A 17,063-nucleotide genomic window follows, 5' to 3' on the forward strand; every position below is an offset into this window, starting at 1 on the left:
AACTTGTGTTGCCTGAACTATCGCGCGCTTAGAAGCAAGATCAAGATCGGATCGTGGCTTGGTTTAGTTCTTTGCCTTCGAATGACGCCAGCCCTGGTCAAAGAACGCAAACACCACCACCAACACCCCAGCCACCGCCAGGATCATCGCCACGCCATCGGTGGAATGAGTCGCGGAACCTGCCACCAGCGCCAGCCCGCCCAACGGCGCCAGGCCGCCAGCCACCGCGGTACCGACCTCTCGCCCAGTGCCGAACCCGGACGAGCGCGTCTGCGTGGGGAACTGCCGGCTGAGGAACGACCCCTGCGGGGCGAACATCATCGGCGCCAGGATCCCGGTGCCCACGGCGATGGCCAAGTAGATCATCATCGGCTCGCCAGTCGACAGCAGTTGCAGGAACGGGAAGGCGAACAGCGCCGACAGCACGCCACCGAGCATAAGCACGGTCTTGCTGCTCCACTTGTCGCACAGCCAGCCGAAGAACGGCACGGCGAAGATCGCCACCAGGCTGGCCAGGGTCACCGACAGCGAGGTGACATGCGCCTCGACGCCCTTGAACTGGGTCAGATAGGCCAGCGAGAAGGTCTTGAAGATGTAGCTCAGAGCGTTGTAGCCCACCGCCACGAAGAACACCACGGCCAGGCCCTTGAGGTCGTTCCTGAACAGCAGCTTCAGCGGCGACACCTGCGGTTTGTCATCGGCCTTGTCCAGTTCCTTGAAGTCCGGCGTCTCCGGGATGCTCTTGCGCACCCACAGGCCCACCGCCACCAGGGCGATACTGGCGATGAACGGGATGCGCCAGCCGCCGGCCAGCAGGAACTCGTTGCCGTTCATGGTCAGCAGGTACACCGTCAGCGACGACAGCAGCAGGCCCAGGTTCAGCCCCAGCGCCGGCCAGGCGCCCTGGCTGCCGCGCTTGCCTTCGCTGGCGTGCTCGTAGGAGGTCACTGCCGCGCCGGACAGCTCGGCCCCGGCGCCCAGGCCCTGGATGATGCGGATGATCACCAGCAGGATCGGCGCCCAGATGCCAATGGTGGCGTAGCCGGGGATCAGGCCGATCAGCATGGTGCACAGGCCCATCATGCAGAAGGTGATCACCAGCACGTGCTTGCGCCCGAAGCGGTCGCCCAGGTAGCCGAACAGCACGCCGCCGAACGGACGGGCGATGAAGCCGATGGCGAAGGTCGAGAACGCCAGCAACGAGGCTACCGCCGGGTTGCTCGGGTCGAAGAAAACCTTCGAGAAGACGATCGCCGCCATGGTGGCGTACAGGTAGAAGTCATACCACTCAAGCATCGAGCCGAAGATGGTCGCCGCTGCCACCTTGCGCAGGCGCTTGCGTTGCTGTTCGGGGGTTTCGCTCGCGGCCAGGGCCGTCTCGTGTACCGACATGGGAGTTTCCTTGTTGTCTTTGTAATTGTGGGTGCAGCGGATGGATCAGCGGGCCTTGAGGATCTTCTCGGCGATCATCTGGCCGATGGGGATGGCCGAGGTGGCGGCAGGTGATGGCGCATTGCACACATGCACCATGCGTGCGGTCTCGGCGAACAGGAAGTCGTGCACCAAGCTGCCGTCGCGCATCACCGCCTGGGCGCGGATGCCGGCTTCATAAGGCAGCAGGTCCGAGACCTCGAGGGATGGGCAGTACTTGCGGCACTGCTCCAGGTAGCCACGCTTGAACAGCGAGTTCTTCATCTCGGCGGTGCCGGAACCGAGGTTGTTCCAGATGGTTTTCCAGAAGCCGGGGAAGCGTGCGTACTCGGCGACGTCGCGCCAGTTCACCGAGAACTTGCGGTAGTTCTCCCGGCCAAAGCCGAGCACCGCGTTGGGGCCGACGGTGACGCTGCCGTCGATCATCCGCGTCAGGTGCACGCCAAGGAACGGCAGTTCCGGATCGGGGATCGGGTAGATGAGGTGGTTGACGATCTGGTTCTTGCTCGCCGGCAGGCGGTAGTACTCGCCGCGGAAGGGGATGATCTGGTGGTCGATCTTCACCCCGGCCAGGCGCGCCAGGCGGTCGGATTGCAGGCCGGCGCAGGCCACCAGCTGGTGGGCGCGCCAGGTGTTGCCGTCGGCGCTGACCGCGACATGATCGGCGTGTTCCTGGATGGCGCGCACGGCGGTGGACAGGCGCACTTCGCCCCCGGCCTGGCGAATCACCTTGGCCATGGCGTCGCATACCTGCTGGTAGTCGACGATGCCGGTGGCATCGAGGAACAACGCGCCCTTGCCGACGATGTTCGGCTCGCGCTCGCGCAGGGCGGCGGCGTCCAGGCGCTCGACCTTCAGGCCGTTCTGCTGCGAGCGCTGGTACAGCGCCTGCATACGCTGCACCTCCAGGTCGTTGGAAGCCACCAGCAGCTTGCCGCAGACCTCGAAGGCGATGCCGTGCTCGGCGCAGAAGTCCTTGGTGGCCTGGGCGCCGCGCTTGCACAGGTCGGCCTTGAGGCTGCCGGGGGCGTAGTAGATACCGGCATGGATCACGCCGCTGTTGTGGCCGGTCTGGTGGCGGCCGAGGCTGGCTTCCTTTTCCAGGATCAGCAGCGAGGCGCCGGGGCGACGGGTGAGCAGGGCCATCGCGGTGGCGAGGCCGACGATGCCGCCGCCGATGATGCAGTAGTCGTAGGTCATGCAGGGTACCTTGGAATTCTTGTCGGTGAGTCTGCTTATCAGGTTGTCAGACTAAGTAGTGCGCGTAAAAGCCTCGCCAGGTCGCGATAGGGTTCTCCTGGGTCAGTCGAGGTCGGGGAGGTCGAGTTTCAGGCGCTTGGCCGAAGCGCGCAGATGGGCTTCGGCGCAGGCGGCGGCCGCATGGCGGTCACCGTCGGCAATGGCCTGGTACAACGCCCGGTGCTCACGCAGGGCGTCAGCCGAACCGCCTACCGCCGGGGTGGCGGAGTTTTCCCAGGCGGTACGGCGCGCGGCGGCCAGCTGGCCGCCGAGGAAATCGTGGAAGGCGACGAAGTAGTCGTTCTTGCCCGCGTCGGCGATGGCGCGGTGAAAGGCCACGTCGGCGGCCGCGGCGGTGGCGAAGTCGCTGCGTGGGTCTTCCATGGTGCCCAGGGCCGCGGCCATGCGCTGCAGGTCGTCGGCGTCGCGGCGGCGGGCGGCGATGGCGGCGGCCTGGGTCTCGATCCACAGGCGCATCTCGAACATCTGCACCAGGTCCGGTTTGCGGCCGTTGCTGCCGGGGAAGCGGAACACCGTGCCGTTGGGGGTCTGCGAGATGTACGAACCGAGCCCGCGGCGAGCGATCAGCACGCCGTCGGCCTTGAGCTGCGCCACGGCCTCGCGCACCACCGAGCGGCTGACATTGAGCTGTTCAGCCAGTTGCTGTTCAGTGGGCAGGCGTGATTCGGCGGCCAGGCGGCCGGCATCGATCTCGGCGCGGATGGCGCTGACGACGCGTTCAACGAGGGTGTCGGGGCGCTGGAGCTCTAGCATGGACGTGCGGGGGACTTATTGATCAGGTTGTCAGACAATGCCTGTCTCGATAGTGACCTGTCAATGTCGTGAAGCCTTGCACGCTCCCTGTAGGAGCGGCCTCGTGTCGCGAAAGGGCCGCATAGCGGCCCCGGTAATATCAGCTTTATGCACAAATATGGGGGCGCTGCGCACCCCTTTCGCGACACAAGGCCGCTCCTACAGGGTGCGATGTCTCGGCTCAGAGCGTGGCCACGAACGTCCCGGTACCGGCAAGGATGTTCTGCAAGGTTTCTTTCACTTCATCCATGTCGGTCCCGGCACTGGTCAGGATGATTTCCAGTTGCTCGTCGCCCTTGAGCGCATCACGATCCCCCGGCGCCACCTCGATCAGCAGCCGCTCGGTGCTCAGGGTCACCTTCAGCCCGTCCAGCGTCGACGGCTCGTCGTCCAGGGTCAGGTCGACGGTGTCTTCGTCCGGGTAGCGGGTCAGCAGAAACATCTGGCCCTTGTCGCTGTGGCAGCACAGGGTCGCCATGTTGTCTTCTTCGTCGTCGCAAGGGGTGGCGAAGAGCAGGGCGGTTTTCAGTTGCATGGCAGTCGACCAGGGTTCGGGATAATGCCGCGCATGCTACCGCGCCGTCTGGCGTGCGGCCAGCGGCGCGTCGATAGAGCGTCCTGATCGGCGCTTCACAACTATCGATTGGACGCCTGCGTGACCGGGCCCTAGGGTGGCATATACCGGCATGGGGCCGCGCATCAGGAGCGAAGGTGGCAGACAGGAAGACAACGCCCAGCCCGGCGGGCGACGCCCAGCCACATGGCGACGAATTCACCGAGAGCCTCAGGGAGCTGATGGGCTGGTACGGCAAGACCTACGTCGAGGTGATCGAGATCGCTGCCGCCGAACTGGCCCAGGGGCGTGCACCATTGCCCCAGGCCCAGCCCAGCAAACGCATTCACTGAACACCACGCCGGCCGCGCCGTGGAAGGGGTCATCTTGGAAGTCCATCAGCAGCAGCTGGTCCGTCACCTGCGTCACCGTTTCGCCGCCTTGCTGGCAGTCTCCTGCTGCGCCTGGCTGGGCATGGCCGCGATGCTGGTGTTCGTCTGGTGGCACCGGGCGCAGTTGGGTATCGCCTCGTACCTGGGGTTTGCCGCTGGGGTGGTGCTGAGCCTGGCGCTATTGCTGTGCCTGGTGGTCATCGCGGTACGTCTGCGGGGCATCATGCAGGTGCGTTCCAGGCTGCTGTCGCGCCTGGAGCATGCCTCGGGGCACGACGAGCTGACTGGGCTGCTCAACCGTCGCGGCTTCGACGCCGCCCTGGCTCAACTGTTGGCCGGGCGGCATGCGTTCACCCTGCTGTACCTCGACCTGGATGGCTTCAAGCAGGTCAACGACGGCCATGGTCATGAGCTTGGCGACCAGGTGCTAAGGGCCGTGGCCCAGGGCTGGGAGCGCACGCTGCGGGCTGGTGATGTGCTGGCGCGCCTGGGCGGCGATGAGTTCGTGCTGATCACCCAGGCCAGCGGCACGCAGGTCGACGCCTTGTGCGAGCGGCTGATCGCGGTGGCCGGGCTGGCCCTGGCCGAGGAACTGCCGGGGTTACGCATCGGCGTCAGCATCGGCATCGCCGCCTGCCCAGGGCAGGGCTGCGAAGCCAGGCGCCTGCTGGCCAGTGCCGATCGGGCTATGCTCAGCGCCAAGGCCCAGGGCAAGTCGCGTTATCAGCGGGCGCTGTGCGAATCGTCCTGTTCTCGCGGATAGGGGGTGCACGTTCTGTCCGAATATGTCGCAGGGCTGCAAGCCGTGGTGACCGCTCAGTCGTTAAGCTGCCCAGTCGATGGACACCCGTAAAGCCACCGCCATCCGGCTGTCGGCTTTGCAGATGCCCATCCCTGGAACAGATGGACGTGTCGCCACGTCCAACGCCTGGTTTACCGTCCGGCTGCTACGGGTTGGCTATCGTTGATCCGTACACGGCGGACATACGCGACGCTTCACCTATAACAAAGCCCAAGCGGAGTACCACAGATGGCGTTCTTCACCGCAGCCAGCAAAGCCGACTTCCAGCATCAACTGCAAGCGGCCCTGGCGCAGCACATCAGCGAGCAGTCCCTGCCACAAGTGGCACTGTTCGCCGAGCAGTTCTTCGGCATCATCTCTCTGGACGAACTTACTCAGCGCAGGCTGTCGGACCTGGCCGGCTGCACGCTGTCCGCCTGGCGCATCATCGAGCGCTTCGACCCCCAGCACCCGCAAGTGCGGGTCTACAACCCCGATTACGAACGCCACGGCTGGCAGTCGACCCACACCGTGGTCGAGGTGCTGCACCACGACCTGCCGTTTCTGGTCGACTCGGTGCGCACCGAGCTCAACCGCCGCGGCTACAGCATCCATACCCTGCAGACCACCGTGCTCAGCGTGCGCCGCGGGGCCAAGGGCGAGCTGGTCGAACTGCTGCCCAAGGGCACCCAGGGCGAGGGCATTCGCCATGAATCGCTGATGTACCTGGAGATCGACCGCTGCTCCAACGCCGCCGAGCTGAGCACCCTGGCCAAGGAGCTGGAACAGGTGCTGGCCGAAGTGCGCGGCGTGGTCGCCGACTTCGAGCCGATGAAGGCCAAGATCCACGAACTGCTGGAACTGGTCGAGGACAACGCCTTCGGCCCGGCGCAAAACGACAAGGCCGAGGTGAAGAGCTTCCTGGCGTGGCTGCTGGACAACCATTTCACCTTCCTCGGCTACGAGGAGTTCACCGTCGAGTCCGACACCGCCGGTGGCCACCTGGTCTACGACGAAAGCTCGTTCCTAGGTCTGGCCCGCTTGCTGCGTGCGGGCCTGGGCGCCGACGACCTGCGCATCGAGGACTACGCCGTCGCCTACCTGCGCGAGCCGCGCCTGCTGTCGTTCGCCAAGGCCTCGCAGCCGAGCCGCGTGCACCGCCCGGCCTACCCGGACTACGTGTCGATCCGCCAGATCGACCAGGACGGCAAGGTGGTCAAGGAGTGCCGCTTCATGGGCCTGTACACCTCGTCGGTGTATGGCGAAAGCGTGCACACCATCCCCTACATCCGCGGCAAGGTCGCCGAGGTCGAGCGCCGCTCGCACTTCGACGCCAAGGCTCACCTGGGCAAGGAACTGGCCCAGGTGCTCGAGGTGCTGCCGCGCGACGACCTGTTCCAGACCCCGGTCGACGAGCTGTTCAACACCGCCATGTCGATCGTGCAGATCCAGGAACGCAACAAGATCCGCGTGTTCCTGCGCAAGGACCCGTACGGCCGCTTCTGCTATTGCCTGGCTTATGTGCCGCGCGAGATCTACTCCACCGAAGTGCGGCAGAAGATCCAGCAGGTACTGATGGAGCGGCTCAAGGCCACCGACTGCGAGTTCTGGACTTTCTTCTCCGAGTCGGTGCTGGCCCGTGTGCAACTGATTCTGCGGGTCGACCCGAAAAACCGCATCGACATCGACCCGCAGCAGCTGGAAAACGAAGTGATCCAGGCCTGCCGCTCGTGGCAGGACGACTTCTCGGCGCTGGTGGTGGAAAACTTCGGCGAAGCCCAGGGCACCAACATTCTCGCCGACTTCCCCAAGGGCTTCCCGGCCGGTTATCGCGAGCGTTTCGCCGCCCATTCGGCGGTGGTCGACATGCAACATGTGCTGGGTCTGTCCGAGGCCAAGCCGCTGGCCATGAGCTTCTACCAGCCGCTGACCCAGCTCGGCGAGCGCCAGTTGCACTGCAAGCTGTACCACGCCGACACGCCGCTGGCGCTGTCGGATGTGCTGCCGATCCTGGAAAACCTTGGTCTGCGCGTGCTCGGCGAGTTCCCGTATCGGTTGCGCCACGCCAGTGGCCGCGAGTTCTGGATCCACGACTTTGCCTTCACCTACAGCGAAGGCCTCAACCTGGATATCCAGCAGCTCAACGACACCTTCCAGGACGCCTTCGTCCATATCGTCAAGGGCGACGCCGAGAACGACGCCTTCAACCGCCTGGTGCTGACCGCCGGCCTGCCGTGGCGCGACGTGGCGCTGCTGCGTGCCTATGCCCGCTACCTCAAGCAGATTCGCCTGGGCTTCGACCTGGGCTACATCGCCAGCACCCTGAACAACCACACCGACATCGCCCGCGAGCTGACCCGGTTGTTCAAGACCCGCTTCTACTTGGCGCGCAAGCTCACCCAGGACGACCTCGACGACAAGCAGCAGCGCCTGGAACAGGCGATCCTGACTGCCCTGGACGACGTCCAGGTGCTCAACGAGGACCGCATCCTGCGCCGCTACCTGGACCTGATCAAGGCCACCTTGCGCACCAACTTCTACCAGCCGGATGCGAACGGTCAGAACAAGTCGTACTTCAGCTTCAAGTTCAACCCCAAGCTGATCCCCGAGCTGCCCAAACCGGTGCCGAAGTTCGAGATCTTCGTCTATTCGCCACGGGTCGAGGGCGTGCACCTGCGCTTTGGCAATGTCGCCCGTGGCGGCCTGCGCTGGTCGGACCGCGAAGAAGATTTCCGCACCGAAGTGCTCGGCCTGGTCAAGGCCCAGCAGGTGAAGAACTCGGTGATCGTGCCGGTCGGCGCCAAGGGCGGTTTCCTGCCGCGCCGCCTGCCACTGGGCGGCAGCCGCGACGAGATCGCCGCCGAAGGCGTGGCGTGCTACCGCATCTTCATCAGCGGCCTGCTCGACATCACCGACAACCTCAAGGACGGCGGTGTGGTGCCGCCGGCCAACGTGGTGCGTCACGATGACGACGACCCCTACCTGGTGGTCGCGGCGGACAAGGGCACCGCGACCTTCTCCGACATCGCCAACGGCATCGCCATCGACTACGGCTTCTGGCTGGGCGATGCGTTCGCCTCCGGCGGCTCGGCCGGCTACGACCACAAGAAGATGGGCATCACCGCCCGTGGCGCCTGGGTCGGCGTGCAGCGTCACTTCCGCGAGCGCGGCATCAACGTGCAGGAAGACCCGATCACCGTGGTCGGCGTCGGCGACATGGCAGGCGACGTGTTTGGCAACGGTCTGCTGATGTCCGACAAGCTGCAACTGGTGGCTGCGTTCAACCACCTGCACATCTTCGTCGACCCGAACCCGGACCCAGCCACCAGCTTCGTCGAGCGCAAGCGCCTGTTCGACCTGCCGCGTTCGGCCTGGAGCGACTACGACACCAGCATCATGTCCGAAGGCGGCGGGATCTTCCCGCGCAGCGCCAAGAGCATCGCCATCAGCCCGCAGATGAAAGAGCGCTTCGCCATCGAGGCCGACCGCCTGACCCCGACCGAGCTGCTGCATGCCCTGCTGCAAGCGCCGGTGGACCTGCTGTGGAACGGCGGTATCGGCACCTACGTCAAGGCCAGCAGCGAAAGCCATGCCGATGTCGGCGACAAGGCCAACGACGCCCTGCGCGTCAACGGCAACGAACTGCGCTGCAAAGTGGTGGGCGAGGGCGGCAACCTGGGCATGACCCAGCTCGGCCGCGTCGAGTTCGGCCTGCATGGCGGTGCCACCAACACCGACTTCATCGACAATGCCGGTGGCGTGGACTGTTCCGACCATGAGGTCAACATCAAGATCCTGCTCAACGAAGTGGTGCAGGGTGGCGACATGACCGAGAAGCAGCGCAACCAGCTGCTGGGCAGCATGACCGACGAAGTCGCAGGGCTGGTGCTGGGCAACAACTACAAGCAGACCCAGGCGCTGTCGCTGGCGGCCCGCCGCGCCCGCGAGCGGATCGCCGAGTACAAGCGCCTGATGGCCGACCTCGAGGCTCGCGGCAAGCTCGACCGCGCCATCGAGTTCCTGCCCACCGAGGAGCAGTTGGCCGAGCGCCTGGCCGCAGGCCAGGGCCTGACCCGCGCCGAGCTGTCGGTGTTGATCTCTTACAGCAAGATCGACCTCAAGGAGCAACTGCTCAAGTCGCTGGTGCCGGACGACGACTACCTGACCCGCGACATGGAGACCGCGTTCCCGCCGTCGCTGGTCAGCAAGTTCGCCGATTCCATGCGCCGCCACCGCCTCAAGCGCGAGATCGTCAGCACCCAGATCGCCAACGACCTGGTCAATAACATGGGCATCACCTTCGTCCAGCGCCTGAAGGAGTCGACCGGCATGAGCCCGGCCAACGTGGCGGGTGCCTACGTGATCGTGCGCGACATCTTCCACCTGCCGCACTGGTTCCGCCAGATCGAGGCCCTGGATTACCAGGTTCCGGCCGAGATCCAGCTGACCCTGATGGACGAGCTGATGCGCCTGGGCCGCCGTGCTACCCGCTGGTTCCTGCGCAGCCGCCGAAACGAGCAGGACGCTGGTCGCGATGTCGCCCACTTCGGGCCAAAAATCGCCCAGCTGGGGCTGAAACTGGACGAATTGCTCGAAGGCCCGACCCGCGAGCGCTGGATGGACCGCTACCAGGGCTTCGTCGAGGCCGGTGTGCCGGAGCTGCTGGCGCGCATGGTCGCCGGTACCACCCACCTGTACACCCTGTTGCCGATCATCGAGGCCTCGGACGTCACCGGCCACGACCCGGCGCAGGTGGCCAAGGCGTTCTTCGCCGTGGGCAGCTCGCTGGACCTGACCTGGTACCTGCAGGAAATCAGCAACCTGCCGGTGGAGAACAACTGGCAGGCCCTGGCTCGCGAGGCGTTCCGCGACGATATCGACCTGCAGCAGCGGGCGATCACCATCTCGGTGTTGCAGATGGCCGATGCGCCGCAAGACATGGATGCACGGGTGGCGCTGTGGTGCGAACAGCACCGGGTGATGGTCGAGCGCTGGCGCGCCATGCTCGACGACCTGCGCAATGCCACCGGCACCGACTATGCAATGTACGCGGTGGCCAACCGCGAGCTGGTCGACCTGGCGATGAGCGGGCAGGCGACGGTGGTGCCGTCCTGATCTTCGCGCTGAAATGAAAAAGCCCCGGCAGTAATGCCGGGGCTTTTCATTTGGCGCTTGCGCAGTCTCTGTAGGAGCGGCCTTGTGTCGCGAAAGGGGTGCGAAGCGCCCCCATCATTTGCGCATCACAGGGATGTTGCCGGGGCCGCTTCGCGACCCTTTCGCGACACAAGGCCGCTCCTACAGGTACCCACAGGCCAGGCTTACTTGAACCTGCGTTCCACGCCTTTCTCCACGAGGATCTTCGCCGAAATCTCTTCCACCGAAAAATGCGTGGAGTTGATGTTGGGAATATTCTCCCGACGGAACAGGTTCTCCACCTCGCGCACCTCGAATTCACACTGGGCGAAGCTCGAATAGCGGCTGTTGGGCTTGCGCTCGTGGCGAATGGCGGTCAAGCGGTCGGGGTCGATGGTCAGGCCGAACAGCTTGCTGTGGTGCTTCTTCAGTACCGCCGGCAATTGCAGGCGTTCCATGTCGTCCTCGGTCAGCGGGTAGTTGGCCGCGCGGATGCCGAACTGCATGGCCATGTACAGGCAGGTCGGGGTCTTGCCGCAGCGCGACACGCCCACCAGGATCAGGTCGGCCTTGTCGTAGTAGTGGGTGCGCGCGCCATCGTCGTTGTCGAGGGCGAAGTTGACCGCCTCGATGCGCTCCATGTAGTTGGAGTTGCCGCCGATGGAGTGGGATTTGCCCACGGAATACGACGAATGGGCGGTCAATTCCTGCTCGAGCGGGGATAAAAACGTGGAAAAGATGTCGATCATGAAGCCATTGGACGTGGCCATGACCTCACGGATGTCCTGGTTGACGATGGTGTCGAAAATGATCGGGCGTACCCCGTCGCGCTCGGCCGCGGCGTTGATCTGCTGGACCATGGCCCGGGCCTTGTCCAGCGTGTCGATGTAGGGGCGCGTGAATTTATTGAACGGAATGCTCTCGAATTGTGCGAGCAGGCTCTGGCCCAGCGTTTCTGCAGTGATGCCGGTACCGTCGGAGATGAAGAACGCGGTTCGTTTCATTTGCACCTGGGGCCTTAAGCTGCCGAAGATTTCTGGATATGATAGGTTCGGTTTGCCGAACGCGGTTGCTCGGCATTCTCACTTATTTTCCAGGTCCAGGCCACAAGCGTCCGGCCCAGTCATTCCGGCAGGCGGGCGCCCTTGAGCTTTTCCAATACAGTTAGTGGAGAGATCACCTTGGTAGAGTACGTAGTTTCCCTCGATAAGCTCGGCGTCCATGATGTGGAGCATGTGGGGGGCAAGAACGCATCCCTGGGCGAGATGATCAGTAATCTTGCCGGTGCCGGTGTCTCGGTGCCGGGCGGCTTTGCCACTACGGCTCAGGCGTACCGCGATTTTCTCGAGCAAAGTGGCCTCAACGACCGCATCCATGCGGCGCTCGACGCGCTGGATGTCGACGATGTCAACGCCCTGGCCAAGACCGGCGCGCAGATCCGCCAGTGGGTGATGGAAGCCGATTTCCCGGCGCGTCTCGATTCGGAAATCCGAACCGCCTTCGCCGAAATGTCCCAGGGCAATGACAACATGGCCGTGGCCGTGCGCTCCTCGGCCACCGCCGAAGACCTGCCGGATGCTTCCTTCGCAGGCCAGCAGGAGACCTTCCTCAACATCCGCGGCGTCGATAACGTCATCCGCGCGGCCAAGGAAGTGTTCGCCTCGCTGTTCAACGACCGGGCCATTTCCTACCGCGTGCACCAGGGCTTCGACCACAAGCTGGTCGCTCTGTCCGCTGGCGTGCAGCGCATGGTCCGTTCCGAGACCGGTACCGCGGGCGTGATGTTCACCCTGGACACCGAGTCGGGCTTTCGCGACGTGGTGTTCATCACCGGTGCCTATGGCCTGGGTGAAACCGTGGTGCAGGGTGCGGTCAACCCGGACGAATTCTACGTGCACAAGAACACCTTGCAGGCCGGTCGCCCGGCGATCCTGCGCCGCAACCTGGGCAGCAAGGCGATCAAGATGGTCTATGGCGAAGAAGCCAAGGCCGGTCGTTCGGTCAAGACCGTCGAGGTCGACCGTGCCGAGCGTGCGCGCTTCTGCCTGAGCGACGACGAAGTCAATGAACTGGCCAAGCAGGCCATGATCATCGAACAGCACTACCAGCGCCCGATGGACATCGAGTGGGCCAAGGACGGTGACGACGGCAAGCTGTACATCGTCCAGGCCCGTCCCGAGACCGTGAAGAGCCGTGCCAGCGCCAATGTCATGGAGCGCTACCTGCTCAAGGAGAAGGGCACCGTGCTGGTCGAAGGCCGCGCGATCGGCCAGCGCATCGGCGCCGGCAAGGTCCGCGTGATCAACGACGTGTCCGAGATGGATAAGGTCCAGCCAGGCGATGTGCTGGTCTCGGACATGACCGATCCGGACTGGGAGCCGGTGATGAAGCGCGCCAGCGCCATCGTCACCAACCGTGGCGGGCGTACCTGCCACGCGGCGATCATCGCCCGTGAGCTGGGCATCCCGGCGGTGGTCGGCTGCGGCAACGCCACCCAGGTCCTGAAGGACGGCCAGGGCGTCACCGTTTCCTGCGCCGAAGGCGACACCGGCTTCATCTTCGAAGGCGAACTGGGCTTCGATATCAAGCAGAACTCGGTCGACGCCATGCCGGAGTTGCCGTTCAAGATCATGATGAACGTCGGCAACCCGGACCGTGCCTTCGACTTCGCCCAGTTGCCCAACGCCGGTGTCGGCCTGGCGCGCCTGGAGTTCATCATCAACCGCATGATCGGCGTGCACCCCAAGGCGCTGTTGAACTACGCCGGGCTGCCGCCGGAGCTCAAAGACAGCGTCGACAAGCGCATTGCCGGCTACGACGACCCGGTCGGTTTCTATGTCGAGAAACTGGTCGAGGGCATCAGCACGCTGGCCGCGGCCTTCTATCCGAAAAAGGTCATCGTGCGCCTGTCGGACTTCAAGTCCAACGAGTACGCCAACCTGATCGGCGGCAAGCTCTACGAGCCGGAAGAAGAAAACCCGATGCTGGGCTTCCGTGGCGCCTCGCGCTACATCAGCGAGTCGTTCCGTGACTGCTTCGAGCTCGAGTGCCGTGCGCTGAAACGCGTGCGCAACGAGATGGGCCTGACCAACGTCGAGATCATGGTGCCGTTCGTGCGCACCCTGGGCGAGGCCAGCCAGGTCGTCGACCTGCTCGCCGAGAACGGTCTGGCCCGTGGCGACAACGGCCTGCGCGTGATCATGATGTGCGAGCTGCCGTCCAACGCCATCCTGGCCGAAGAGTTCCTCGAGTACTTCGACGGCTTCTCCATCGGCTCCAACGACCTGACCCAGCTCACCCTGGGCCTGGACCGTGACTCCGGCATCATCGCCCACCTGTTCGACGAGCGAAATCCTGCGGTGAAGAAGCTGCTGGCCAACGCCATCGCCGCGTGCAACAAGGCCGGCAAGTACATCGGCATCTGCGGCCAGGGCCCGTCGGACCACCCCGACCTGGCCAAGTGGCTGATGGAGCAGGGCATCGAAAGCGTGTCGCTGAACCCGGACTCGGTGCTCGAGACCTGGTTCTTCCTGGCCGAAGGCCAGGGCGCGGCCTGATGTACTGATCAGGGGCGCCTGCCGCGCCCCTGTATCGAATCGTGGGAGCGGGCTTGCCCCGCGATGGCGTCAGCGTTGACACTAGTGTCACCTGGCCTGATGCCATCGCGGGGCAAGCCCGCTCCCACGTTGTTATCTCCTACAAGTTCGTGACCCCATGCAAAGCAGCAGCACCCAATTTCCCGTCGCGTTGCTCAGTGCCGAGCGCCGCGGCGACCTCAGCGAAGACGTCTACCGGATCAAGGCCGGCAACAGCCCAGACCCGAGCGTCGAGTTGGCCGTCACCCGCCTGGGGCTGGCCGACCAGGGCCGCGCCCAGGGCGTGCCGGTCGTTCTTGTGCATGGCAGTTTTTCCAACCGGCGCTTCTGGTATTCGCCCAAGGGCATCGGCCTGGGCGCCTACCTGGCCCGCGCCGGGTTCGATGTATGGATCCCCGAGATGCGTGGCCATGGCCTGTCGCCGCGCAACCGCGAGTGGCGGCACAATCGTGTCGCCGACTATGCGCGCTACGACCTGCCGGTGATCGCCGCATTTGTCCAGGAACAGGCCGGGCGGGCGCCGCACTGGGTCGGTCACTCCCTTGGTGGCACCACCCTGGCGGCGGCCCTGGGCAGCGGCTACCTGGCGCCCGAGCAGGTGGCCAGCGCCGCCTTCTTCGGCACCCAGGTCAGCCGGGTGTACTGGCCATTGAAGGTACCGCCGGTGGAGTGGGGCGCACGTCTGCTGCTCAAGCGTTTCGCGCAGATTTCCGGTTCGCGGCTCAAGCGCGGCCCCGAGGACGAGCCGATTGGCCTGGCCCTGGAAAGCCTGCGCTGGAATGGCTTGTTCGGTCGCTTCGGCGACCAGGAGCGCGACTGGTGGGCGGGGCTCGCCGACGTGACGTTGCCGGTGCTGGTGGTGGCTGGCGCCGGGGACTTCCAGGACCCAGTGTGGGCCTGCCGCAAACTGTTCGACCAGTTGGGCGGCGACAGCAAGCAGTTCCTGCGCCTGGGGCGCGACGAGGGCTTCGAGGCTTTCGGTCATGTCGACATGCTGGTCAGCAAGGCTGCCCAGGCCCAGGTCTGGCCATTGGTGGAGCGCTGGTTGCGTGATCCGTTGTTGCCGGTGCATGCCTCGACCGTGGCGATGGAGCCGGTGCCTGTGAATTAAGGGGCGTCCTATCGGGGGGGGCGATAAAAATGCCATGACCCACCGTTCTCGGATGACTGCCAGCCCTCCTGCGGTGTAGCCTTGCTGGCACACCCGCTTTCGTTGTGACTGACAGGAGTTTCCCATGCAGCATTACGTAACGCCCGACCTGTGCGACGCCTATCCGGACCTGGTCCAGGTGCTCGAACCCATGTTCAGCAACTTTGGCGGCCACGACTCGTTCGGCGGCCAGATCGTCACCATCAAGTGCTTCGAAGACAACTCCCTGGTCAAGGAGCAGGTCGAGCTCGATGGCAAGGGCAAGGTCCTGGTGGTCGATGGCGGCGGCTCGCTGCGCCGGGCGCTGCTGGGCGACATGCTCGCCGAGAAGGCCGCGAAGAATGGCTGGGAAGGCCTGCTGATCTACGGCTGCGTGCGTGACGTGGACGTGCTGGCGCAGACCGATGTCGGTATCCAGGCCCTGGCCAGCCACCCGATGAAGACCGACAAACGCGGCATTGGCGACCTTAACGTCGCGGTGACCTTTGCCGGCGTGACCTTCCGCCCGGGCGAATATGTATACGCCGACAACAACGGCGTGCTGGTCTCGCCAAGCCCGCTGAAGATGCCCGAGTGATTCGCCGCACATCCATGGAGCTTTGATGTTCGAGGAAGACAACGCGCAATGGGGCCTGGTGCATGCCCTGGTGCTCGATGGCAAGGGTGGCGCGCGTTCGATCGCCCGCACCGAGCTGGACGACCTGCAGTTGCGGCCCCAGGAGAGCCTGTGGCTGCACTGGGACCGCAGCCATCCGCAGACCCGCACCTGGCTGCTGCATGACAGTGGCTTGAGCGAGTTCGCCTGCGACCTGTTGCTTGAGGAGAACACCCGCCCGCGCCTGTTGCAGATGGCCAACGAGCAGATGCTGCTGTTCTTGCGCGGGGTCAACCTCAATCCGGGCGCCGAGCCAGAAGACATGGTCTCGGTGCGTATCTTCGCCGAGGCGCGCCGGGTCATCTCCCTGCGCCTGCGGCCCCTGCGCGCCAGTGACGAGATTCTCCAGCAGCTCGATGAAGGCCGTGGGCCCAAATCGGCTGCCGAATTGCTGCTGCTGATGGGTGAACTGCTCACCGAGAAGGTCCAGGCGCTGGTCAGCGACCTGTCGGAAGCGGTGGATATAGAGGAAGAGAAGGTGGAATCCGACGAACGGTATACCCCGGAGCAAGGCAGCCTGCAGCAGATCCGCCGCCGCGCCGCCGGGCTACGTCGTTTTCTCGCCCCGCAACGTGACATCTATGCCCAGCTGTCGCGTAACAAGTGCAGCTGGTTCGCCGACCCCGACAGCGACTACTGGAACGAGCTGAACAACAGCCTGATCCGCTACCTCGAAGAGCTCGAGCTGGCTCGTGAGCGCGCCGCGCTGGTGCTGGAAAGCGAGGACCGGCGGCGCAGCGAGCGGATGAACCGGACCATGTACCGCTTCGGTATCATCACCTGCATCTTCCTGCCCATGAGTTTTATCACTGGTCTGCTCGGCATCAACGTTGGCGGAATTCCGGGCTCCGACAGCCCCTACGGATTCCTGTTCGCCAGCCTGATCGTGCTGGGCCTGGCCGTGGGGCAGTGGCTGTTGTTCCGGCGGTTGCGTTGGGTATGAAAGGCACCCCCGCGAGGCTCTTTAGCACTCATTTTGAAACATTCGTCCCACTTCAGTGTGTGACCCATCGCCCGGCGCCCACGTCTTTGACTGACATTGCGCGAGGTGCCCATGCACGATCCGTTTGAAGAATCCTTGCGCGACCTGCTCAAGGCGTCGCCGTCCGGCGAGAACCGCGACGACGCTGCCTGCCTGGGTCGCGTGCTCAAGACCGCCAACCGTCAGGTCGGCGCGGGCGATCTGTTCAGCTTGCTTGGCCGTTGGAGCCAGGCGCTGCTGATTGCCGTGAACAATGGCTCGGCGCATGTCGCGCCGGTGCGTCGCAACTCTACCCGCATGCCTGCCGCCGGCAGCAAAGCAGATAAGGCCGATTGAAT

At 64.6% G+C, this 17,063-nt stretch carries 13 protein-coding genes; 8 read left to right on the forward strand and 5 right to left on the reverse strand.

The genetic code is table 11. The features are described from left to right. Positions 1 to 63 precede the first annotated feature (63 nt). From E3U47_RS22750 to E3U47_RS22765, 4 genes are all read right to left on the reverse strand, one after another. Entirely contained in the window at positions 64 to 1,392 is a 1,329-nt protein-coding gene (locus tag E3U47_RS22750) for an MFS transporter (protein ID WP_134693835.1), read from the reverse strand. A gap of 45 nt (positions 1,393 to 1,437) precedes the next feature. Next, positions 1,438 to 2,631, reverse strand: a complete 1,194-nt coding sequence (lhgO, locus tag E3U47_RS22755; protein ID WP_134693836.1) for an L-2-hydroxyglutarate oxidase — start codon at positions 2,629 to 2,631, stop codon at positions 1,438 to 1,440. Positions 2,632 to 2,733: 102 nt separating this feature from the next. Beyond that, entirely contained in the window at positions 2,734 to 3,444 is a 711-nt protein-coding gene (locus E3U47_RS22760) for a FadR/GntR family transcriptional regulator (protein WP_046854743.1), read from the reverse strand. Between the two features lie 220 nt (positions 3,445 to 3,664). Then, complete coding sequence (locus E3U47_RS22765) at positions 3,665 to 4,018, reverse strand: hypothetical protein (protein WP_134693837.1); 354 nt, start codon at positions 4,016 to 4,018, stop codon at positions 3,665 to 3,667. A gap of 176 nt (positions 4,019 to 4,194) precedes the next feature. Between E3U47_RS22765 and E3U47_RS22770 the strand changes: the two genes are divergently transcribed. The 3 genes from E3U47_RS22770 (at position 4,195) to E3U47_RS22780 (ending at position 10,324) form a co-directional block, all read left to right on the forward strand. Then, a complete protein-coding gene (locus tag E3U47_RS22770; RefSeq protein WP_134693838.1) occupies positions 4,195 to 4,389 on the forward strand; it encodes a hypothetical protein in 195 nt (64 codons plus the stop codon). Positions 4,390 to 4,423: 34 nt separating this feature from the next. Beyond that, entirely contained in the window at positions 4,424 to 5,191 is a 768-nt protein-coding gene (locus E3U47_RS22775) for a GGDEF domain-containing protein (protein ID WP_134693839.1), read from the forward strand. A 267-nt stretch (positions 5,192 to 5,458) separates the two neighbouring features. Further along, complete coding sequence (locus tag E3U47_RS22780; RefSeq protein WP_134693840.1) at positions 5,459 to 10,324, forward strand: NAD-glutamate dehydrogenase; 4,866 nt, start codon at positions 5,459 to 5,461, stop codon at positions 10,322 to 10,324. A gap of 203 nt (positions 10,325 to 10,527) precedes the next feature. Here E3U47_RS22780 and E3U47_RS22785 read toward each other — a convergent pair whose 3' ends face one another. Then, positions 10,528 to 11,346: a pyruvate, water dikinase regulatory protein gene (locus E3U47_RS22785; RefSeq protein WP_028692934.1), complete on the reverse strand. Its 819-nt coding sequence runs from the start codon at positions 11,344 to 11,346 to the stop codon at positions 10,528 to 10,530. 177 nt (positions 11,347 to 11,523) lie between these two features. Here E3U47_RS22785 and ppsA point away from each other — a divergent pair, with 177 nt between their 5' ends. From ppsA to E3U47_RS22815, 5 genes are all read left to right on the forward strand, one after another. Then, the gene (gene ppsA / locus E3U47_RS22795; RefSeq protein WP_134693841.1) at positions 11,524 to 13,899 is read left to right on the forward strand and encodes a phosphoenolpyruvate synthase; all 2,376 of its coding nucleotides are present in this window, start codon (positions 11,524 to 11,526) and stop codon (positions 13,897 to 13,899) included. A gap of 157 nt (positions 13,900 to 14,056) precedes the next feature. Then, positions 14,057 to 15,049 (forward strand): alpha/beta fold hydrolase, encoded by a 993-nt coding sequence (locus tag E3U47_RS22800; protein ID WP_134693842.1) that lies wholly within the window; start codon positions 14,057 to 14,059, stop codon positions 15,047 to 15,049. Positions 15,050 to 15,173: 124 nt separating this feature from the next. Beyond that, a complete protein-coding gene (gene rraA / locus E3U47_RS22805; RefSeq protein WP_023630330.1) occupies positions 15,174 to 15,665 on the forward strand; it encodes a ribonuclease E activity regulator RraA in 492 nt (163 codons plus the stop codon). A 25-nt stretch (positions 15,666 to 15,690) separates the two neighbouring features. Next, a complete protein-coding gene (locus tag E3U47_RS22810; RefSeq protein ID WP_134693843.1) occupies positions 15,691 to 16,686 on the forward strand; it encodes a zinc transporter ZntB in 996 nt (331 codons plus the stop codon). A 111-nt stretch (positions 16,687 to 16,797) separates the two neighbouring features. Further along, the gene (locus E3U47_RS22815) at positions 16,798 to 17,061 is read left to right on the forward strand and encodes a CrfX protein (protein WP_134693844.1); all 264 of its coding nucleotides are present in this window, start codon (positions 16,798 to 16,800) and stop codon (positions 17,059 to 17,061) included. Positions 17,062 to 17,063: the final 2 nt, after the last annotated feature.

The sequence above is a fragment of the Pseudomonas sp. RIT623 genome, from assembly GCF_004519305.1.
Classification (GTDB): Bacteria; Pseudomonadota; Gammaproteobacteria; order Pseudomonadales; family Pseudomonadaceae; genus Aquipseudomonas.